This window comes from Bacillus cereus group sp. MG1, assembly GCF_040460035.1.
Taxonomy (GTDB): domain Bacteria; phylum Bacillota; class Bacilli; order Bacillales; family Bacillaceae_G; genus Bacillus_A; species Bacillus_A cereus.
The window spans coordinates 82,878-103,343 of record NZ_JARVGY010000005.1 but is presented as its reverse complement, the minus strand read 5'-3'; the positions used below and the strand labels follow the sequence as shown (position 1 = coordinate 103,343).

Here is a 20,466-nt window from a genome sequence, read left to right as displayed (position 1 = left end):
TTGTTTTTATGATGTAAGAATGAATAATAGTAACCAAAAAGAATTCATTTGGTGTGTTTTTAAAGGTCTAACAGGCCTGTAGGCGTGAAATGAATGTGCGGTTAAGGGGTAAGGGTGGTTAAAGTGAGTTATTGCTTTGTACGAGCCTTTAAGGGTAATAAAAAGAGAAGTGCCTACTATATATAGGCACTTCTCTTTTTAACGAGGATTTAAAAGAAGGATGATAGGCTTACCAGCCTAGTCGGGATCGTGTTTTTAAAATAGTGAAGATGGATCTTCTTTATCTTTCATGTATTGAGCAATCATAATTATTAGCATTTCTTTAAACTCTAGTTGAGGTAGTTTAGTAAGAATTGCTTTGTGAATCTTTCTGAAATACTCTTCTTGTGTGAATAATTCATTTTTAATTGTTATTGTTACTAAGTCTTTCTTTAAATCATTAAGTTGATCGTAATTATTTATAACTTTATCGGCAAATAATTCTACAGAAAGTTTTTCATAGTAATTAAAAATTCCTTGTAGTTGTTCAAGATAACTTCTTTTTGATGCTTTTTTTATTTCCATAATTTTATTTTTGTCAATTCTTTGCAATGGAATATCTAAATTTTGTTTCAAAAAAATTCAGCCACCTTTTAAAAATATTATATTAAATTTATTTTGCTTTTATATGTTTTTAAGTTTTTTTTATTATACTATAAATGTATATCAAATTAATTGATAATTGTATAGAAAAAGGAGGAAATAAGCTATGAATAATGCTGAACAAACAAGAGATGATTTTAGTGAAGCAATGTATGAACTAATGAGTAGAATATGGAAAGCGATTTTTAAGAAAAGAGAGTTATCAAAAATAAAACGTGAACCGGAAGGTAAAGAAGGAAAAGAAAGCGACAAAGATAAGGATAAAGAAGGGAAAGAAAAAGAAAAAGAAAAAGATATTGATAAAAAAGCATTGGAAAGTATTAACAAAGAAGAATTGACTGGTAAATCGAAAAAAGTATATGAGTATTTAGAGAAAAATCCTGAAATAGCAAAGCAAGTAATTTTAAAATTTTTAGACGAGAATATAAAAATGCAATCTAAAGAATTTAAAGAAACTAATAACGAAGTTATTGAGGAAATACAAAAATTAAGAAAAGAAATGAATATGAATCATGAAAAAACAAATAAAACATTAGAATCAGTAAATAAAATTGAGAAAGATCTAATAGAACAACAGAAAGAAATGGAAGATTTAAAGCAAAAAGGAAAAGATATTAAAGTTGATGAAATTGAAGAGGTAAAAGAAGAAAAGAAACAAAATTCAATTTCAGATGAAATGTTAAAGATCTACAAAGAAGATTCTCAGTTTTATCAAAAACATGGAAGCCCATATGTGTATTTAGAGAAGAAAGAAAATGAATATTTTAGTGAATTTGAAAAATACAATTCATTCGATAAAAAAATTCAGGCTTCACAAAAAGAAATGCTACCTAAAATGGTTGCTTTAGGATGGAATCCTGAAAAAGATAAAGAAATGAATATTGTTGTTTTTAATGTTGAAACAAATAGGAAAGAAAAATTAAAAATTGAAATAACTAATAGTGAGTATGATAATGATAAAAAAGCATTCAAACTGAAAGATTTAAAAGGAAAAGAAATTGATGGAGATATCAAAATATTATTCAATCAAGATAAATATAGACTTATCCCTGAATCTTTTAAAGATCATGAAAAAACTAAGATGAAAAATTTAGAAGGTATCAAAGAAGTTTATACATTGAGCAAAGGAAGTAAAAATCAGAAAGAATTAGAAGAAGAAAATCCGCAATTCCGTCACATGAACGCAAGTACCAAAAATATGGACAATAAGTTCCTAGAATTTGCGGAAACAGGTGAAACAAAATGGGGAAAAAAATATGAAAAACCATATGAATCAAAAGAAGAAAATGAGAAAGAAAATGAGAAAGAAAGAGAAGAAGAGAATGAATTAGAACTCTGATAAAATTAGAAATATTTTTCTTTAATACCACAAAGTATTCATGAATACTTTGTGGTATTAATAAAGACACCTCTTTTAAAAAGAGGTGTCTTTATTTTTTTAAGTGATTCGGTTTATTAGCTTTTATGAAACTAGAAAAGATTTTGAAAAGATCTTCACGCTCAGAAATATCCAGATTGGTAATTTCAAAATATTTTTCAGCTAAAGCGCCTGTCTCGATTAAACGTCTAGCTCTTTCTTTTCTGAGATTTTGTGATTTTTTTCTCTCAATAGATTTTTTTGTATCATGATGTAACTTTTTTAAATCTTTAATTTTCTGATCAATTTTCTTTAATTGATCATCCTTAGTTTCCATTAGAACCTTCACCGTTTAGTGAAATATTTCTTAATTTATCTTTTGCTTGTTCTTTAAGTATATTGATCAAAGTAATAGCTGTTTGTTCGTCTTCTATTTCCCAAGACTCAAATAAGTGTTTTCCAACGTTTGTATTCTTTTGTTTTTCTAGGTTTTTCTTTTTTTGTTGGAGTTTTTTTATTTGTTCTTCAATATCATTTAGTTTCTCGTCTGTACGTAACTTTGCCATGATTACACCTCCTATTTGAATTATATAGAAAAGAAATAGAGAATAAAAGAGAAATCTAAATATAAGACCACTATGAAACTTGTTGATGGAAAAATGAAGTGGTATAATGATCACGAAGAGAAACGAGTGCCCATTTACACAGTCAGTTTCCTAACTGTTTCATGGGTAATCAAAACTTTTCCAAAGTTATGATTCAAACGTTGTCTGGCGACAATAGCCCTACGGGGGAAATGAAAGGAGGAAGAATCAAAATGAGTCTGTTTTATTTCAATGTGAGGAATATTAATAAGTCTAGTCAATCCGCTGTTGCTTCGGCTTCATATCGTAGTGGTGAGAAATTATATTCTGAGAGAGATATGGAATTTAAGTCTTATAGAGGTAGAGAAGTAAAACCCGATTCTTTTATTCTTGCTCCTAAACATGCTCCGAAATGGGCTTATGATCGTGAAAAGTTATGGAATGAAGTTGAAAAAGTTGAGAGGAACTGGAATAGTAGATTATCACGAGAACTTTTAGTTGCACTACCTGTTGAACTTACTAATGAACAACAAAAAGAAATGCTAAAAGAATATGTTAATGGGATGTTAGTAAGTGATGGAATGGTAGCTGATATTTCTATACATAGGGATCGTGAACATAATCCACATGCGCACATTATGTTGACAGTTAGACCTTTCAACGAAGATGGGAGTTGGGGGAAAAAAAGAATAAAAAACGAAGATGGAAAATGGATACATTCTATTAATTGGAATGATAAAGAAACATTGTTAAAATGGCGTGAATCTTATGCTGAAAAAGTGAATGAATGGTATAAAAAAATGAATATTCCTGAACGGATTTCCCATGAAAGCTATGAAAAGCAAGGTCTAAATAAAATCCCTCGATTGAGACTTACAAGAGAAGAATATCAATTTGAGGAAAGACAAAAGGAAATTTCAAAAAAAGAAGGTAAAGAATATCAGCCATCTTCACATTATGCTCAGATAAATAAAGAGATTGAAGTTGCCAATAAAAAGATAGAAATTATTGAACAAAAAGTAGTTTCATTATCTGATTATCGTCAAAAATTTGAGAATGAAAAGTTAAATGAATTTAATCAGATTCGTAGATCAATGGATTTATCAGAATTTGATTGGGAAGTACTTAAAAAAGTAGCTGGACGTGTCGGTGGTTTCCTTGATTATCAGAGTGCAAAAGAGAATCTAAAAAAATTAGATAATTGGAAGAAAAAAATTGATTATAAAAAACTACAAATTGATGCTGAAGAAAAGGTTTTATCAAAAGCAAAATTGTCCTTTGATAAGAATCCTAAAAGTGTTCTAGCTTATGGATTCATTCCAAATAAATTTGAAGATTTATTATTGGAAAGAACTAATGAGTTAGATAGTAAAAAAGATGAATTAAATCGAACAATTTCTTATTTTGAAACGATATATGATGAATCTTTAAGAGCCTATGAACTTCAAAAGGAATTTACTAAGGAGGAATTTAAGTTTTTATATCCTGAGTATGCACAAGAATTCGATGGATCTAATGTGGATCTTTATGATATTAAGTTTTCATACACGCAACAATTTAGAGAGAATACTATAATCCATGAATCGCTTCCTGATTTTAATAGGAATAATCCTTATTTAGATGATGAACATCATAATTTAAAAGATGTATTGAATGAATGGGATCGTGTAAATAAGGACTTGCTAATTTTAGAAAGAACTAAGACTAAAATTCAGAAGGATTATAAACACACATTTGATAATTTTGATGCGGAAAAAGTATATGATTCATCAATTAAATTTACCGCAATCAATGAACAAATTTCTGATAAGGAAAGTAGAAAAGAAGCCTTAAAAGAAAAACTATTTAATATGATGAAAAATTACTATCCAAATATTGATGATGTAACAATTAAGGTAATCCCTCCAAAGGTTCAAAGCCAATTACTACTTCTACATTTAACAGGAGAAAGTACAGGTATATTATCTGAAGATTTATTACTACTAAAGCAAAAGAAATATAATGATAAGTCTTATGAACAAAATCATTACAGACCTTCAGATAGAAAAGGATTTGAGCCAAGAGGAAAACATGAATTTGAAGAACAAACGAATAATAATGTCGCAAGTAATTCAGGACAATTATTTAACACTCTAATTCAAATGGCTCAAAGTCAAGAAACCAAAGATAATGATTTAGAAAGAAAACGAAAAATGAAGAAAAAAGCTAGAAAAAATTATCTTGGAGGTCATGAATTATAGGAGAGTGAAAATGAAAAGAAAAGGTAGAAATAAGTTTGTTCAAATTTTATGCGGTTTAACTATAGGTACTATACTTGGATATTTCTATGCTGGATTACTTAGAGTGCTGAAAGAACACAATAATCTTCAGGATAACTTAAAGGATTATGAGGGTACAATTCAGTTCATGAAAACAACTGATAAGCAAATGCAAATGTTATTTCTTGTAGTATTAGTTATATCAATGGGCTTTGTGTTCTCTAAAATGGGATTGAAAAATAAGAAATATGAGGATGCTAGTGACTTTGGTGTTCATGGTACTTCAAGATGGGGAACAATTCTAGAGCTACTTAAAGGGGGAGCGATTTCTAAAAATAGTAAATACTCCGAGACAGACCCCTTTAAAACCTTAAATGTTGAAAAAGGGATAATTTTAGGTAGAGATATTGAAACAAAGAAGTTGGTCATAGCTCATGATGAAACTACGGTGGACAATCTGAATGTAAATGTTGTGGGTTCTTCAGGATCAGGGAAAGGCCAAGCTTTTGCGATAAATAATTTAATAAACAACAGAGAGAGAACCATTATTTGTACAGATCCTAAAGGTGAATTACATGAAATGACTCGTAAAATAAAAGAAGATCAGGGTTACAAAGTATACCAAATTGATTTTATTAATTTTGAGTCTAATGCATATAATCCGCTTGATTATGTAAAAGATGATCAAGATGCATTACAACTAGCTAAAACAATATCAAAAAACTCTAAGAAAGATGATAAAGAGGATTACTTCTTTAATACCGCTAAAGATTTACTAGCTGGATTAATTATCTATTGTAAGAATGAAAAGCCTAATGCGAATATACCAAAAGATGTTAAGAGGGAATTTTATCGTTTATCAGATAATGAAAATTATTTGAGGGAATTATGTGACGAAATTGGAGAGGATCACCCAGCATACAATTTATTGAAAGATGCCAGTATTGCTGAAGGTAAAACAAGATCAAGTATATTATCATCTTTTGCGCAACAAACAGCTATATTTTCAATACAAAAGGTTGCAAGAATGACTATGCATAGTGATTTTAATTTTAACGAATTTCAAAAAGAGAAAAGTATATTGTATATAAAAATTCGTATGGATGAAAATCCGTTCACACCACTAACAGCAACTTTTTTTGATCAATTGATAAGTGTATTTTATGACATTGCTGATCGTAACCACTCTGAATTACCTATTCCATCGACCTTCTTGTTAGATGAATTTGCGAATATCGGAAAGATAGAGAAGTATCATAGGGTTTTATCTACTTGTCGTGGGTTAGGTATGAGTATGATTACAATTATTCAAGATAATGCACAATTAGAAAATTTATATGGAAAGGAAATAGCAAGAACTATTATTAATAACCATGACTTTACGCTCTTTTTAAGAACCAAAGATCCTGAGACAGCTAAATATTACTCTAATTTAGCTGGTGAGACTACGGTTCGCATGACATCTGAATCATTAAGTGGTCCTTCAGGTATGTTTAGTGGGAAGTCTACAAGTTCTAGATCAGTACAAGAACAATATGTAAAACGACCTTTAATTACTGAAGGAGAATTAATAAACATAGATAAGCAAGATTGTTATGTGTTTATTTCTGGATATTACCCTTTGAAATTGAAAAAGGCATGGCAATTTGTTATCTATAAAGATTTCTTGAAAAATTATGATGAATATAGAGAAAGATATCGTTCGCTATTTAATCATAATGATAAGAAAGTTGAGGAACTAACTGATAATGAGTTGGAAAAAGATGTGAAAGTTAATTTACAAAAAGAGAAGATCGTTCAAGAGCCTGAACCACAAATGGATAAAAAAGACGAAGTTGAGTTGAATATTCATGAGGAAAATGAAGTTAATAATTTGAATGATGATATAAATACACCTCAGTCGATAGAAAAATTGGCTAGAGATTACTTGGATGGTAAATTTACATTAAACGAATATCTACCGAGAGAAAAGATTGAGTCTATTAATATGACACTTTTTGAAGAAGAACGGGAATATGTAGATTATAGTGTAGAACTTGAAACGATTATGGAAAATGCTGATTTTTCAAGTGAAAGCATCGAATCCGTTATAAAAATTAAACAGGGTATGCAAAGTATGGAGGACAATAAAACTGAAATAGCCAAGAACGTTGAAATGGCTAACAATATTGATGATATTGAAAAGTTACTTTCACAGGACATAAAAGACATTGAAAAAGATATTGATGAAGAGTTAAACTTTTTAGTCCAATAAGAAATAGCTTTTAAAAATACCTAAAATACCCTAATTACCTTAAATGTTACGATAGGGGTATATGTAAGGGGAAGGTAATTTTATGAGGGGGAAATAGTAGTGGAACAAGTTATAAAGATTGAAGAGAAACCATTTGCTTTTATTGAAGGTTGCATAAATGCATTGATTTTAGTTATTCCATTTTGGCTAATTATTGGTTTTGTTGTTTATGTAAAATTATAAACAAAACTGATGCTTTGAAAAAATGTTCAAATAAGAAAGGAATATGAAAATGAAATATCAATTAGAGTACGATAAAGTCTTGTTAGCAAAAGACAGAATTGTTTTGGAAGAAACAGGAGAGATCATTTCATCTGTTTCAATATGGATTCGTTTTGGGAAGGTATTTGATGGAGATATCTCTTGCCCTGAACATATGATTTTAGTTGATGGGGAAGAAAAGTATTTATCTGAATTGTTGAGGGTAGCGTATGATCCTAAAACAAAAGAGTTTAGTTTCTACCCTCATGATGCCATTGGCGACAATTATGAAGTTGTTGATTATACAAAAGATGTGGGAGAAGTATTTACAGAACCTCAACCTATCAGTAAAAAAGAATTCTTCTCGATTATCGAAAAATACGGACATTTATTTGAAATGGATAATAGTTTGCAAAATTGTGCATACTCGTCTTATAAAATTGAAAGTAAGCTTTAAATTTGGGATTTTGATGTTATGAACAGTCTAACAAGACTTATATCATATAGAATTTAGGATAAAGGAGAATGAATTATAAATGGGATATACTTTAATCTTAGCGGAGAAGCAAAATCAGGCTGAAGCCTACGAGGAAGTATTCATGAATACCAAAAGAAAGAAAGGATATATAGAAATTCCAGCTTGTCCTTTGTTTCCGAATTCAGCAATTTTAACGTGGGCTATCGGTCATTTAGTAACACTTTATGATCCTGTAGATTACGATGAAAAATTAAAATATTGGAATTTAAAAGATCTTCCAATTATCCCTTCAGAATTTAAGTTTAAGGTATCAAATAATAAGGTAGAACAGTTCAATACTATTAAAAAACTAATGAAAGACGCTTCAGATGTGGTTATAGCGACCGATGCGGATCGAGAAGGGGAAACATTGCCTATAGTATAATTCGCTTGACAGGAGGTGGAGAGAAGCCTTTAAGAAGACTATGGATTAATAGTTTAGTTGAAAAAGAAGTTAGAAAAGGATTCGAAAATTTAAAAGATGCTAATCAATTTGTGAGCTATTACCATGAAGCACAGGCGAGACAAGTTTCAGATTGGTTAGTCGGACTAAATGGCACACGTTTATATAGTGGATTGCTTCAAAAAAAAGGGATTAAAGGAACGTTTACAGTTGGAAGGGTTCAAACACCAACGTTAAATTTAATTTATGAGCGTGAAAAGGAAATTACCAATTTTAAACCGACTTCTTTCTATGAAATAGAGGGGTGTTTTGAAAAAGATAATCAAAGTTTTTGTGCCAAATACAAAGAAAAATTTGATTCTGAGTACCTGTTAAAAGAAAAACTAAAAGAGCATAACATATCTTTGTATTCGAAAAATACAGCGATTGTAGAAGAAGTGAAAACGGAAGTGAAAAAGGTATCTTCACCGAAATTACATTCTTTATCGAGCTTACAGGCTCTAATAAATAAAAAATACAAATATAGCCCTAAGGAAGTTTTAGAAACGGTTCAATCGTTGTATGATAAACCGTTAACCCTAGTTACGTATCCAAGAACAGATACGCCATATATTACAGAAAACGAGTTTGAGTATTTGAAAGAACATTTAAAAGAATATCAAAAAATTGCTGGTGTAGATTTTGAACCATATTCATTAGAACCCAATTCTAGATATGTAAATAATAAAAAAGTACAGGAGCATTATGCTATTGTACTGACTGAAAAAATCCCAACAGAAAAACAAATAAGTCAATTAACGGACAAGCAAAAAAATATCTATTTTGAAATTGTTCATAGCGTACTAGGAATGTTCCATCATCCTTATATTTATGAGGAAACGAAAATTGATTTGAACCTTCAAAATTTAAAGTTTGAAAAAGTAGGGAAGGTGGAAGTGAGTAAGGGATGGAAAGTCTTATTCACTACAGATCATGAAGATAGTAAAGAAGAGGATGAAAGAGGAAGTTTACCCAAACTTAATCGTGGTGATAATTGTGCGGTTGTTTTGAAAACAAAAGAAGGGAAGACAAAAGTTCCTAAAAGATACACTGAAGGTGAGCTTATTATACTCATGAAAACCTGTGGTGGAAGTAAAGTGTTAGACAAATTAGATCAAGAAGAAAAAAATGCTTTGAAAGAGACAGAAGGATTAGGTCAAGAAAGTACAAGGGGTAATATCATTGAAAATTTAAAAAAACAAGAGTATATAGAAATTAAAAATAACCGGACGTATGTTACTAAAAAAGGAGCAATTTTATGTGATTTAGTGGAAGGGACAATGTTAGCTAATCCAAAATTAACAGCGGGTTGGGAAAAATATTTAAAGAGAATAGGAAAAAATGAAGGCACAAAAGAAAACTTTATTGCCAATACAGAACGGTTTGTACAACATTTAGTTACAACCACGAAAGAACAACTAGAGGAAATGGATATGTCGGAACAGGTAGAACAAATAGCTTCTCAGGATTATTTAGCCCTTTGTCCTACTTGTAAAAAGGGACACATTGTAGAAAAAGAAAAATTTTATGGTTGTACCAATTATAAAGAAGGTTGTAAGCAAACATTTCCTAAAGAGAAATCAGGAAAGAAACTTACAAAGACACAGATAAAATCCTTATGTGAAAAAGGGAAAACTAGTAAGATAAAAGGTTTTAAAGGCAAAAAAGAATTTGCTAGTGTACTTGTTTTTAATGATGGGAAAGTTTTATTTGAATTTCAATGTAAATAGGAGGACTAAAGATGTTAGAAAAACATGAGATTTTAGGGACGGATAAATCAATTTATGAGAAACAAGGGGAACAACATTTTGATTATGAAGAAATAATTCATTTGAATGAGGATATTAATGATTATGTGCTTGATGGTTATATAAGCATTAATAAATTTGATAAAGAATTCTTTAAACCAGTATATGTGAAAAGAGTGTGAGAAGGATGCAAAACTTTATAACAGTTGAAGATACCAATAAAAAATTAGAAAAAGGCCTTGAAGAAATTTTTAAAAATGATCGTTTTCAGCATTTACTAAAAGTAATGTCGCAATTTAAAGGTTATTCAACTAATAATACAATATTAATTATTGCTCAAAAGCCACATGCTACTATGGTGCAAGGTTTTAATGATTGGAAGAAGATTGGGAGAAGTCCGAAACAATATGAGAAAAGTATCCGTATCCTTGCTCCACAAAAGCAAAAAATAAAAGTTGAAAAAGTAGATCCTGTGACAAAAGAACCTATGCTAGATAAGAATGGTAAAGTTCAAACTGAAACTGTAGAAAGAACCGTTGGTTATAAAATGGTAAGCGTGTTTGATGTTTCCCAAACTGTAGGTAAAGAAATTCCTAAAGTGCGTGATTTTATTAAAAATAGTTTGTCAGATAACCAATCAATGGATAATTTATATAAAGATTTCTTTAAACATGTGAAGGAAACAACTCCATATGATATTAAGGAGAGTGTTACTGATCAAGGAGTTGGGGGATATTATAACAGGAACACAAATGAAATTGTAATAAGTACAAACGAAAATAAAAATACAAATGACAAATTTGCTACTTTACTACATGAATATGCACATGCGAAGTTACATCATAAAGAAAGTGAAATGAAAGACCTTCCGAGAGGACATAAGGAAGCGCAAGCGGAAAGTGTTGCTTATGTAGTTTCTAGTAATTATGGACTAGAAAGGGATGATTTTTCTTTAGGATATATAGCTACATGGGCGAAAGATCTAAACTTAGCTAAAAATGCAATTCGTGAGATTCAGGAGGTTTCAAGAGATATAATTTCTACTCTTGATGAACTACAAAAAGACAAAATTCTAGATTTCTATCAAAATAACGATAAACAATATTATGAAGCTGTAGAGTTCTTTGAAAAAGATTTAGGATTAAAACTAAGTAATAAAGAAAACCTAAATACTAATCAATTTGAATTACTTAACAAACAAAACAATATTATTCTATCAGCTAGATTAGAGCATTCACCTAAAAATGATAAATTCTATTTGAGAACCAATAAAAATATGATTATTCCATTATCTGAAGTTCATAAACAAGGAGATTACCATTTATTAAATAAAGAAATTACTAATAATAAACTAGTAGAAGCATCTCAATTTAAGCATGTTGAATCCTTGCTTGAAGTACACAAGATATCTGAGGGTAAGTATGCTGTTGCAAGTATGGGTGGAACAGACATTGTATCTAGGGAATATACAAATAGAAAAGATGCACAAAATCAATTGTTGAGAATAGCAATCTCTCAATCTTTACACAAAGAAACCGTTTTAAAGCAATATATGAAAGAACAATTAAATGAAAATCTTGAAGAAAAAGTTCAAGATATTAGAAATGATATAGATAAAAGGCTAAATGATATTAAAATAGATACCAATTTTCATGTAGGACAATATTTATCCTATGGTAGCCAAAAAGAAATACTCCTTTCAGAAAATAGTGGGAATGTAATAGGCTGGACATTATTAAAAAATAAAGAAATTCAAACTATGGATGAATTAGTTGATTATGCATTTAATAAAACTAAAAATCTACCAAGAAATAATGGATTAAGAGAAGAAATTACTAATAATGTTTATGTTGCCGAAAAAGAAAAAAGCGAGGATTTAAAAGTAATAAATTCTAAGGACGGTTGGTATGTAGGGAAGTTAGACAAATATAATGGCGTTGAAAGAGTTACAGAATTTTACTCTAGCGAAAAACAAGCTCAAAATGAATTCAATTCTTTAAAAGGGCTGGAAGATAAGCCGAAGGAAAAAGAAAAAGAGGAAGAGCTAGAATTAGAGAGATAATAAAGTAGTTTATGAGAATTATCATAAGATTAATGGAAAGGCTTACTATCGTAATAGTAAGCTTTTCTAATATTAAAATATGCTCTAATTCGGATATTTAAACATTTTTGTTTAAAAAATACACAAAAATTGTTGTTTAATTAAACACAAGATGGTACAATTTTCTTGTGATGAAAGAACGTTGATTAAATAAACATAGTCCTTTTTTTAGAAAGGGCTTTTGTTATAAATTTTGTGAATAAAATACACAAAAGAGTAGGTGGAATTATGAAATTAGCGATCTCGATGAAGTCCAATTTTGCTTTTGAGAGATTAGTCGCGATTTTAGAGAATCACGAATATGGAAAGGAGGTTGAAATATATCAAAAGAATGTACAGACGGTAACTGATGTAGAGGATGTAGTTGAATTTTGGAAGGTAGATTATATTGTTGTAGATTCAAAAGTGATTGATTCAAAATCTATATGTGATTTTTTAAACAGAAATGACATTGAATTTACTGTTTTTGAATCAGATTTTGAACTAGTTATTGAACAAATATTAAACTTCTTTTCCCTACAACCCAGTGAAGAAGATCCTTTACAAATCAAAGAAGTGAATGCAAGTGTAATAGCTACTAAACCACCTGTTGAAAAAAAGGAAAAGATAATTTATCAAGAAAAGGTTGTAGAAAAAGAAGTATTTAAAACATCTTATACATCTATTCCTAATCAACTAATTGTAGTAGGCTCTATGTGGTCTGGGGCTGGTTCTACAACATTTGCACATAATTTAGCTAAAGCAATAGCTGGACGAGGATTAAAGGTATCTTATGTTGAGTATCCAGTTCTAAAACCTTACACCTTTGATTACTTGGCTATTCCTGTTAAAGAACAAGAAAAGGAACAGGAATATGTAGATGTAGCAAGAGAACTTCGTATGAATAGATCATTTAAAAAGCATGGAGCTGTATGGAATGAACATGGTGTGGATTGGTATGTAATAGATTCACGTTTAGAGCCTATAGAGTCATTTGGATACGAAGAAATGCTGAAATTTGTTTATTCAATAAACTCGACAATTACTATTGTAGATGTTTCGAATCGTTTGAATGATCCAACAGTACAAAGTTTATTACACCATGCTGATCATATTTATATTTGCATAGAGCCTGATCCAATCAAAATAGATTGGCTATCAACCATTAAGAACGGTGGAATTGATGCTGAGGTACAAAGGGAAGAAAAAAGGGCTATTGATTTCCTAAATGAGATTGAGGAAACAGAGGGAGTAACTTATCAATTTATAAATATGAAATATACAAAAAAGATTGATACTACTACATGGCTTGAATCTCTTGGAGATAAGAAACCGTTAGTTCTTTTCCCGACAATTCCTTATGAGGATTTAATAGAGTTAACTTGGAAATCTGAATTCTTATATGATAATGAGCAATATAAAATAAAAATCGAAAAAGTGCTAAAACCCGTTCTAGTACAAATATTACCTCGTCAATTTTATGAATTACCTAATAATGGTGTGAAGAAAAGGTCTAGATTCATACCTAAAATATTTTAAGAAGGGGAAGAAGAAATGAAGTTGAAAAGGAAATTAAAGGTACTATTACCTGTTTCAATGATGGTATTAGGAATTGGTACAGTGGGATCTTATGAACTAGTTTTTAAAGACAAAATTAATACAACTGATGTAATTGTTGCAAAGCAAGATATCAAATTCAAATCGGAAATTACTAAAGATGACATAAAAGTAGTTTCTGTAAGAAAAGATATAGCTGTACATGATGCATTGAAACCTGAAGATGTACAACTTGTTTTAAATAAACATGCTTCAATTGATATTAAAAAAGGAACTCAAATTTATTCTAAATTAGTGGATACATATAATCTAATTCCAAATGAGGAAAAGGGAGAATTTATTGCTCCGATTCCTGATAGTTGGTTGTTTGCTGTTCCGGGATCATTACGAAAAACATACATTGCAGACTTTTATCTTGTGCCTGATAAAGATCAAGCTGTAATTCGTTCCCTTGTTCAAGATTCTAAGGAAAATGAAGGGAAAAATGATAAAGAGCCATTAAAAACTGATGAAGACTCAGATGTAGAAATTATGAGGTTAGCCAAACCGATTTTACAGAATGTTCGAGTAGCTTCAGTAAAAGATAACGGAAATAAAGAGGTAACGGAAACACAAGAAGATCAGCAGAATGCTACAGGATCAGTATCTAATATTGAAGTTATAGCTGATCAAAAAATGTTGAATAAATTAAAAGATTATACAAGTCAAGGATACAAAATTTATGTTGTCTATAAGTTTGGGAGATAACAAGAAAGGGGTTATGCAAATATGAAATTATTTGTAATGTCTTCCGATGAAGCGCTAATTAATAAAATTAAAGAACGAAAATTTTTTACTTCGGTACAACAGATTAATGATGTTGAAAAGTCTAGTAAAGATGGATATTTATTAATTTCAGATCGTGTATTACCTTATAGTGAATTATCTACTATAGAGTTTGAAAATAAAAAGGTATTTTACATGTTAGAGAATCAATACAAACCTCAACTTGAAAGTACAGTAAAAGCAATTTGTAATAGTAAGGATATTTATTTAATTCCACCTAGATTAGTAGTAGAACAAATTGTTGATTTTATTGATCAAAATCTTAATCTAGCAATGGTAAAGAAAACTAATATCATAACTTTCTTCTCTTCAGTTTCTAACATAGGTACTACTTCAACCTGTTTAAGCGTAGGAAAAGCGTTAAGCCAATATACAAATGCAAAAGTAGGAGTTTTATTACTGAATGCATGGGATAGTGGGACTGATCAACTGAATTTTAAAGGAAATTATATGGATCAGGTTAAAAGTAAGTTAGCATCTAAAACCATTAGTTCTGAACAGGAATTTCTGTCACAATTCCATATGGTTAATCCCAACCTATATATATTAGGTGGTAATCGTGATACTAAAATGGAAAGATTATTTACTAAAGAGGAAATTAACTATTTAATTGAACACTCTAAACAGACATTTGATGTAGTCTTAGTTGATGCTGGATCGCATTTTGATAATGCAAATATGGTTCAAGCATTAAATGAGAGCAATTTACGATTTTTAATTATGAACCAACAAACAAAGGCAATAAGAAAATTTAATCAATTTCATCGTGATATTTTATATCCACTCGGTTATGAAAAAGAGGATCTGTTAATGATTATTAATCAGTTCGAAGACTTATCGCATTTGCCTACTACAAAAGATATTCATAAAGATATTGATATACCATTATTAACAACAATAGAAAAAAGTGAAAATGGTATGCTTTCTGAGATTGAACGAACTGTACTTTATGATTATGAAGATGTCGGATACAAACAGTCAATTAATGCTGTTGCTAAGTCAATCGCATCCAGTGTTGATTTAATTTTTAATGATGAACTTCAATTGCCAAGAAGAAGGAAAATTTTTGGCATCCTGTAAAAAAGGAAGGAGGTAAAATAAATGTCAACAGTAACACCTAAATTATTTGATATAAACTCCCATTTACAGGAAAGTGGAGTGGCAGACGTTATTAATTACACTGTGGAAAAAGCCAAAAGTGTAAAACAAACGCATGAATTCTCAGAGGTACTAGAAATCGTCAAAAAAAGTATAGAAAATATATATGAAGACAGAGGTATTAGTTCCGATGAAAAGATAAAAAGGCAAGAAATAGAGCATAATGCAATTTTAGGTGATCATGAAGCCGAAAAGATTTTAACAAAAGAAATTGAAAAGTGTCTTAGGGAACAGAATTTACTAGATGTAAAGTATCCTGACTTTTTTGATTCACTTGCTCAAGCTCTATTCCATGAAATTTATGGATTCGGAGCGTTTTATAAGTGGAAAAAGTATCCTGAATCAGTATCAGCATCCATCATAGGTAAAGAAATATGGTTCAAAATTAACGGTAAGTTTGTAAAGCAAGAAGAAGAATTACGAGACGAGGAACATATCTATGAGATTTTTCGTGCATTGGAGGTAGGTCATAAAGGATTGAAAATCAATCATGAAAATCCAAGGGCTGAAATTGAAATGAAGGATGGAACAAGGGTTAACATTATTCGTCCACCAGCAAATTTATTCCCTGTAATTGTTTTTCGAAGATTTATAATTAAAAACTTCTCTTTTGAGGAACAAGCGAGAAGAAAAACAATTTCTTCTGAAGATGTAGAACTAATGGAAATCATATCACAGTTGTATCTTAATATGATTATAGCTGGACATGTTGAATCAGGAAAATCTACTATGTTAAAAACAATATTTGCTAGTAGGAGTCCTGAAAAGATTGCAATTTGTATTGAAACAAGTCCGGAAAGTTTTCTGAAAAAAGATTTTCCTGATCGACTCGTATATGACATGTATACCATTAATGGAAATATCGAAGATGTAATTTATTCAGCTTTAAGAACAGATCATGATTATGTAATCTTCCAAGAGGTACGTGGAATTGAAGCCGATGGTGCTATGAAGGGGGCAGAAAGAGGGACAACTGGAATGATGATGACCTATCATATTACTGATCCGTCTAGAACGCCTGAACAATTAGCACAACATATTGTTGATGCATACGCAAATAGAAAGCTAGAAAATGAAATTAGACGAGTAGCAAAAAACTTAGATCTTGGCATTATCATGAAAAATGATGAACCCAAAAATGAAAAGAGATTAATGAGTATTTATGAAATTTGTTACGACTATAAAGGCGATAAAGCTTGGATCAACTATTTAATGAAATATAATGAATTGGATGAAAGATGGGAATATAATTCAGCAATTTCCGAAGCATTAATGAAGAAAATAAAAGGTATTGATCGGAAAAAGGCTGAAAGATTTATTCAATTGCTACAAGAAAAAAGCAACCGTTGTCCAATAACTACAGCTGTAAAAGAAGATATTCTATTTTAGGGGTGAATAAGCGTGATTTTGTTTATCGAAGCAATTTCTAAGATTCTTGGATATTCCCTATTCTTTTATGGTTTATGGGCTTTATTAGGTGCTCCATTCTTACAAGGTGAGTTAGAAAAGAACTTTAGAAGATGGAAAAATAGACGAGAAATTAAAAGATGGGAAGAAGTCCATCAAACAGCAAAAAAGAATTACGAAGTACACCCATTTGTTAAACATCTAGAATTACTACTTTCTAGTATTTCTAAAAATAGTAAAAATGTAAATGTGTTTAATTTCTTGTTTGCATCAATGCTCATTTTCGTAATAACTGTTACAGTTTTATACTTTTTGATTCATGATCTTGTATTTGCTTTAGGTATAGGTATTACTTTTGGGATTTTACCGTATGTTGCAATTAGATATAGATTAACAATGTTACGATTAAAAACACAGTATGCATTCTTAATCGAATACCATGTTTTATTCCAAAATTATCAAAGTACCTCAAAAGATATATACTATACAATGTTAAATGCTGTAAAAGAAACAAAAAATAAAGAATTAAAGCATATCTATATGAAACTATTATCATCACTTCAAAAGGATAGAGGGAATTTAGAATTTGAAAGAGCGGTAAATGTATTTTCATATTCAATAAATTCAACCTTTGCGAAACGTTTTGCAAAATTATTAAAAAAAGCACATATAGATCGTGGTGATATCACCATGTCTTTAATGGATTTAAATGCAGATATAAAGAAAAGGAAACAAGATATTCAAACTGATAAAACAAGAAAATTAGAAACAGTAATTTTAGGGTATTCACCAATGATCTTATTTCCTCTCATGGTCTTTTTAGCTTATAGGATCTCAGGAGTAGTAGATTTTTGGTATGTTTTCCAACAGAGAACGCCACTAATACTATTTACGATTAGTTTAGTAATGTCAATTTTTTCAGTCCTCACAGCTTTTGTTATGAGTAAACCGAGAGCCGATATCTAAAATGGGAACTATTACAGCCTTAAAGTATTCTTGAATACCTAAATTGTATAATTCTAATTTTAGATATTAAATATATTTGCTAAATAGATGGGAGTGTAAAAGATGTGTCTGTAGATTTATTGGTAAGCCTGTTTGTCTATCTATTGGTACTCATATTCTTTGGAATAGGAGCATATCAAACTTATGCTCTATGTACTTCTCTTGAAGAACGAAAATTACAAAGAACAAAAATTGCTCAAAGTATCCAACAAAAGAAGAAAAAGTTCATTTTAGCTAATAATAAATCAAAATTCCAGCAAAAATTATCAACCGCAGAAATTAAGTATATAAAGGCTTCTCATTATCAAATTACAAGAATTGTAGTGTTACTTTTTTTAGCAATCTATTATCTAGCTATTCCATATGTAACACTAGGAGAATTTTCCGTAATGAGCCTACTTTTGGTTTGGGGTATATATCTAGCTACAGAACCAATTTTTAAATACTCAATTATCTCGATAGTGATTAATTATTTAATAGCATTAAAATATCAAAAGAAAATGACAGAAGTGTTTACATTATTTGATGTTTTAAAAGCTGATTTATATTCATTAAATCCTTCGCAAGAAGTTAATATATATGGAATTATTAGGGATTCTTTACCGATGTTTGAACATATTGACGGTACAATTGCTAGATTTCTTTCATTATGGAAGTCTGATCCTGAAAAGGCTAAAGACGTTTTTCATGAAGATATTGGTGGAGAAGGAACAAAAGCATTAGGAGATATTATTTTTAAAATGGATCAAACTTCAAAGGATCAAGCATTAGAAACAATTAATGCTGAATCTAGCGTATTTGCTTTTTCCTATTATGAAGCACAAATGCAACAAAGCGGAAAAAGTAAAACATTAATGTTTGGGGTTTTTACTACAACAAGTTTGTTAATCATATCATGGTTAGTTCTTTATATCTTTGCCATGTTTAGTGATATTTTAGGAAAAAGTCATATTTAAAGGAGGTGAATGTGCATGGATTCAGTCATTTCGAAAGTATTATTAATTGCCGCAACACTCGTAGTAATTGGTGCGGTGGTGTGGAATCAATTAACGCCTTCAATTGAAGGCAAAGGATCACAAATTCAAACTCAGATTGATGGAACAAAAGTAAAATAAAAATTAAAAAATTTTAAATCGTAAAGGAGAAAAAAATCATGGATTCAGTCATTTCAAAAGTATTATTAATCGCCGCAACACTTGTAGTAATTGGTGCGGTGGTGTGGAATCAATTAACACCTTCTGTTCAAACTAAAGGTGGAGAAGTACAGAAACAAATTACTTCTACTAAAGTAGCGCCTTAATACCTACAAATTAAAAAATAAGTATTTAGCAAACTTTTATGATAATCCATTGAATATTCAATGGATTATCATTTTATCGAGAGCATTATTTTTGAGAATAATAAGAGTTAAGAAGGTGTGATGTATATGTTTAAAGTGGAAAGACAAAATGTGTGCGCATTAGCTATCCCTATGACAATTGCTGAACAAGTAATCGAATATAGAAATCAGTCTGGGATGGCTGATTTAGAAGAACTTTCTACAGGCTATGAAGATACAGGATATGTTGTCAAAGCAAAGGTAGTGCGTAACCTTAAACAACATATTAAAAAAGGAAAAAACAATTTAAATACAAAGGAAAGAATGTATTTACTAGAGATTTTTAATTATTTGCCGATCTGTGGAATTCAATTGAAAGTAGAACATTGGAATTTAGCTTACTTCTGTATTTGCGCTGATCTAGAACAATCTTTAAATGAAAAAGAAATTGAGAATCTAATAGAATTCATTGAACTTGCGGAAGGTAACATTTTCCCATCTGAAGAGGAAGAAAAGAGGGAGAAAATGTTGTATTCCAAGATTTATGGTGAGGGTGGTGAAGTTACAGAAAAAGAAGAACAAGAGTATAAGAACTTACTAGAAAAGTATACAAATAACTTTTACCAAGCAATCTTTTAATAGTAAATAATTAAAATATGAAAGGGGTGTGCGTATGAATCAAGTTCTTTCATATGTATTATTGATGCCATTAATCCTTTGGTCAATTTTTCAACCAGCTTTATTTCTCAATGCATCCCAAGTCGATGAAACTATTAATTTAGCTATATATGAGACTCAAAAGAAAGCAAGTTTACAAGGGAAATATGATTCAGCTTTATATAAAGAAATGAAGGACTATCTTGTAAATATCCATCATTATAAAGCGGATCAAATAAAAATTAAGGGAACTGAAACAGTAACCACTAGAGGGGAAAAAATTTATATTGAGTTTGAAATTCCTCAACCTCCATTAACAGTTATTGATGTATTTAAGATTGATAATTCTAAGCCCTATAAGATTAAGAGAACTGTTAGAAGCGAATATACAGGGACTACATAAGGAAGAGTGATATT

At 30.1% G+C, this 20,466-nt stretch carries 22 protein-coding genes; 19 read left to right on the top strand and 3 right to left on the bottom strand.

Annotated features, from left to right (window positions below; translation table 11 throughout):
- Nucleotides 1-255: 255 nt before the first annotated feature.
- Nucleotides 256-615 (bottom strand): hypothetical protein, encoded by a 360-nt coding sequence (locus tag QCI79_RS33530; RefSeq protein ID WP_000812483.1) that lies wholly within the window; start codon nucleotides 613-615, stop codon nucleotides 256-258.
- A 133-nt stretch (nucleotides 616-748) separates the two neighbouring features.
- Here QCI79_RS33530 and QCI79_RS33525 point away from each other — a divergent pair, with 133 nt between their 5' ends.
- Entirely contained in the window at nucleotides 749-1,981 is a 1,233-nt protein-coding gene (locus tag QCI79_RS33525; protein ID WP_021728915.1) for a hypothetical protein, read from the top strand.
- A 91-nt stretch (nucleotides 1,982-2,072) separates the two neighbouring features.
- Here QCI79_RS33525 and QCI79_RS33520 read toward each other — a convergent pair whose 3' ends face one another.
- On the bottom strand, nucleotides 2,073-2,336 hold the full coding sequence (locus QCI79_RS33520) for a hypothetical protein (protein ID WP_000448103.1): 264 nt from the start codon (nucleotides 2,334-2,336) through the stop codon (nucleotides 2,073-2,075).
- The gene (locus tag QCI79_RS33515) at nucleotides 2,326-2,565 is read right to left on the bottom strand and encodes a hypothetical protein (RefSeq protein WP_001096581.1); all 240 of its coding nucleotides are present in this window, start codon (nucleotides 2,563-2,565) and stop codon (nucleotides 2,326-2,328) included. The genes QCI79_RS33520 and QCI79_RS33515 overlap by 11 nt, the downstream gene beginning before the upstream one ends.
- A 251-nt stretch (nucleotides 2,566-2,816) precedes the next feature.
- Here QCI79_RS33515 and mobQ point away from each other — a divergent pair, with 251 nt between their 5' ends.
- From mobQ to QCI79_RS33425, 18 genes are all read left to right on the top strand, one after another.
- Nucleotides 2,817-4,823 (top strand): MobQ family relaxase, encoded by a 2,007-nt coding sequence (gene mobQ / locus QCI79_RS33510; protein WP_000051943.1) that lies wholly within the window; start codon nucleotides 2,817-2,819, stop codon nucleotides 4,821-4,823.
- Nucleotides 4,824-4,833: 10 nt separating this feature from the next.
- Nucleotides 4,834-7,095: a VirD4-like conjugal transfer protein, CD1115 family gene (locus tag QCI79_RS33505; protein ID WP_000823137.1), complete on the top strand. Its 2,262-nt coding sequence runs from the start codon at nucleotides 4,834-4,836 to the stop codon at nucleotides 7,093-7,095.
- Nucleotides 7,096-7,194: 99 nt separating this feature from the next.
- The gene (locus QCI79_RS33500) at nucleotides 7,195-7,317 is read left to right on the top strand and encodes a hypothetical protein (protein ID WP_000438633.1); all 123 of its coding nucleotides are present in this window, start codon (nucleotides 7,195-7,197) and stop codon (nucleotides 7,315-7,317) included.
- Between the two features lie 49 nt (nucleotides 7,318-7,366).
- Nucleotides 7,367-7,792, top strand: a complete 426-nt coding sequence (locus QCI79_RS33495) for a hypothetical protein (protein WP_000877082.1) — start codon at nucleotides 7,367-7,369, stop codon at nucleotides 7,790-7,792.
- A 79-nt stretch (nucleotides 7,793-7,871) separates the two neighbouring features.
- Nucleotides 7,872-8,237, top strand: a complete 366-nt coding sequence (locus QCI79_RS33490; RefSeq protein ID WP_021728917.1) for a toprim domain-containing protein — start codon at nucleotides 7,872-7,874, stop codon at nucleotides 8,235-8,237.
- Nucleotides 8,238-8,347: 110 nt separating this feature from the next.
- On the top strand, nucleotides 8,348-10,024 hold the full coding sequence (locus QCI79_RS33485) for a type IA DNA topoisomerase (protein ID WP_234027050.1): 1,677 nt from the start codon (nucleotides 8,348-8,350) through the stop codon (nucleotides 10,022-10,024).
- Nucleotides 10,025-10,035: 11 nt separating this feature from the next.
- Entirely contained in the window at nucleotides 10,036-10,224 is a 189-nt protein-coding gene (locus tag QCI79_RS33480; RefSeq protein WP_000890311.1) for a hypothetical protein, read from the top strand.
- A 5-nt stretch (nucleotides 10,225-10,229) separates the two neighbouring features.
- A complete protein-coding gene (locus QCI79_RS33475) occupies nucleotides 10,230-12,104 on the top strand; it encodes an ArdC family protein (protein WP_001178927.1) in 1,875 nt (624 codons plus the stop codon).
- Between the two features lie 267 nt (nucleotides 12,105-12,371).
- Nucleotides 12,372-13,661: a hypothetical protein gene (locus QCI79_RS33470; protein ID WP_000761452.1), complete on the top strand. Its 1,290-nt coding sequence runs from the start codon at nucleotides 12,372-12,374 to the stop codon at nucleotides 13,659-13,661.
- A 15-nt stretch (nucleotides 13,662-13,676) separates the two neighbouring features.
- Nucleotides 13,677-14,426 (top strand): SAF domain-containing protein, encoded by a 750-nt coding sequence (locus QCI79_RS33465; RefSeq protein WP_000769512.1) that lies wholly within the window; start codon nucleotides 13,677-13,679, stop codon nucleotides 14,424-14,426.
- 21 nt (nucleotides 14,427-14,447) lie between these two features.
- Nucleotides 14,448-15,584: a P-loop NTPase family protein gene (locus tag QCI79_RS33460; protein WP_021728919.1), complete on the top strand. Its 1,137-nt coding sequence runs from the start codon at nucleotides 14,448-14,450 to the stop codon at nucleotides 15,582-15,584.
- Nucleotides 15,585-15,605: 21 nt separating this feature from the next.
- Nucleotides 15,606-17,051 carry an ATPase, T2SS/T4P/T4SS family gene (locus QCI79_RS33455; RefSeq protein ID WP_000109012.1) on the top strand — a complete coding sequence of 482 codons (1,446 nt, stop codon included), beginning with the start codon at nucleotides 15,606-15,608 and terminating at the stop codon, nucleotides 17,049-17,051.
- A 12-nt stretch (nucleotides 17,052-17,063) separates the two neighbouring features.
- Nucleotides 17,064-18,035: a hypothetical protein gene (locus QCI79_RS33450; protein ID WP_000600037.1), complete on the top strand. Its 972-nt coding sequence runs from the start codon at nucleotides 17,064-17,066 to the stop codon at nucleotides 18,033-18,035.
- A 104-nt stretch (nucleotides 18,036-18,139) separates the two neighbouring features.
- Nucleotides 18,140-19,030, top strand: coding sequence for a hypothetical protein (locus tag QCI79_RS33445; RefSeq protein WP_000109882.1), 891 nt, complete (start codon nucleotides 18,140-18,142; stop codon nucleotides 19,028-19,030).
- Between the two features lie 15 nt (nucleotides 19,031-19,045).
- The gene (locus QCI79_RS33440; protein WP_000378686.1) at nucleotides 19,046-19,189 is read left to right on the top strand and encodes a hypothetical protein; all 144 of its coding nucleotides are present in this window, start codon (nucleotides 19,046-19,048) and stop codon (nucleotides 19,187-19,189) included.
- Between the two features lie 38 nt (nucleotides 19,190-19,227).
- Nucleotides 19,228-19,374, top strand: a complete 147-nt coding sequence (locus QCI79_RS33435; protein ID WP_000378690.1) for a hypothetical protein — start codon at nucleotides 19,228-19,230, stop codon at nucleotides 19,372-19,374.
- Between the two features lie 126 nt (nucleotides 19,375-19,500).
- On the top strand, nucleotides 19,501-20,031 hold the full coding sequence (locus QCI79_RS33430; protein WP_000477383.1) for a hypothetical protein: 531 nt from the start codon (nucleotides 19,501-19,503) through the stop codon (nucleotides 20,029-20,031).
- A gap of 34 nt (nucleotides 20,032-20,065) precedes the next feature.
- Entirely contained in the window at nucleotides 20,066-20,452 is a 387-nt protein-coding gene (locus QCI79_RS33425; RefSeq protein WP_001077597.1) for a hypothetical protein, read from the top strand.
- The last annotated feature ends 14 nt before the right edge of the window (nucleotides 20,453-20,466 follow it).

Coding starts and splice junctions, on each gene's coding strand:
- QCI79_RS33525 (WP_021728915.1), top strand. CDS start 749: ATGAATAATGCTGAACAAACAAGAGATGATTTTAGTGAAGCAATGTAT.
- QCI79_RS33520 (WP_000448103.1), bottom strand. CDS start 2,336: ATGGAAACTAAGGATGATCAATTAAAGAAAATTGATCAGAAAATTAAA.
- QCI79_RS33515 (WP_001096581.1), bottom strand. CDS start 2,565: ATGGCAAAGTTACGTACAGACGAGAAACTAAATGATATTGAAGAACAA.
- mobQ (WP_000051943.1), top strand. CDS start 2,817: ATGAGTCTGTTTTATTTCAATGTGAGGAATATTAATAAGTCTAGTCAA.
- QCI79_RS33505 (WP_000823137.1), top strand. CDS start 4,834: ATGAAAAGAAAAGGTAGAAATAAGTTTGTTCAAATTTTATGCGGTTTA.
- QCI79_RS33495 (WP_000877082.1), top strand. CDS start 7,367: ATGAAATATCAATTAGAGTACGATAAAGTCTTGTTAGCAAAAGACAGA.
- QCI79_RS33490 (WP_021728917.1), top strand. CDS start 7,872: ATGGGATATACTTTAATCTTAGCGGAGAAGCAAAATCAGGCTGAAGCC.
- QCI79_RS33480 (WP_000890311.1), top strand. CDS start 10,036: ATGTTAGAAAAACATGAGATTTTAGGGACGGATAAATCAATTTATGAG.
- QCI79_RS33475 (WP_001178927.1), top strand. CDS start 10,230: ATGCAAAACTTTATAACAGTTGAAGATACCAATAAAAAATTAGAAAAA.
- QCI79_RS33470 (WP_000761452.1), top strand. CDS start 12,372: ATGAAATTAGCGATCTCGATGAAGTCCAATTTTGCTTTTGAGAGATTA.
- QCI79_RS33465 (WP_000769512.1), top strand. CDS start 13,677: ATGAAGTTGAAAAGGAAATTAAAGGTACTATTACCTGTTTCAATGATG.
- QCI79_RS33460 (WP_021728919.1), top strand. CDS start 14,448: ATGAAATTATTTGTAATGTCTTCCGATGAAGCGCTAATTAATAAAATT.
- QCI79_RS33455 (WP_000109012.1), top strand. CDS start 15,606: ATGTCAACAGTAACACCTAAATTATTTGATATAAACTCCCATTTACAG.
- QCI79_RS33440 (WP_000378686.1), top strand. CDS start 19,046: ATGGATTCAGTCATTTCGAAAGTATTATTAATTGCCGCAACACTCGTA.
- QCI79_RS33435 (WP_000378690.1), top strand. CDS start 19,228: ATGGATTCAGTCATTTCAAAAGTATTATTAATCGCCGCAACACTTGTA.
- QCI79_RS33430 (WP_000477383.1), top strand. CDS start 19,501: ATGTTTAAAGTGGAAAGACAAAATGTGTGCGCATTAGCTATCCCTATG.
- QCI79_RS33425 (WP_001077597.1), top strand. CDS start 20,066: ATGAATCAAGTTCTTTCATATGTATTATTGATGCCATTAATCCTTTGG.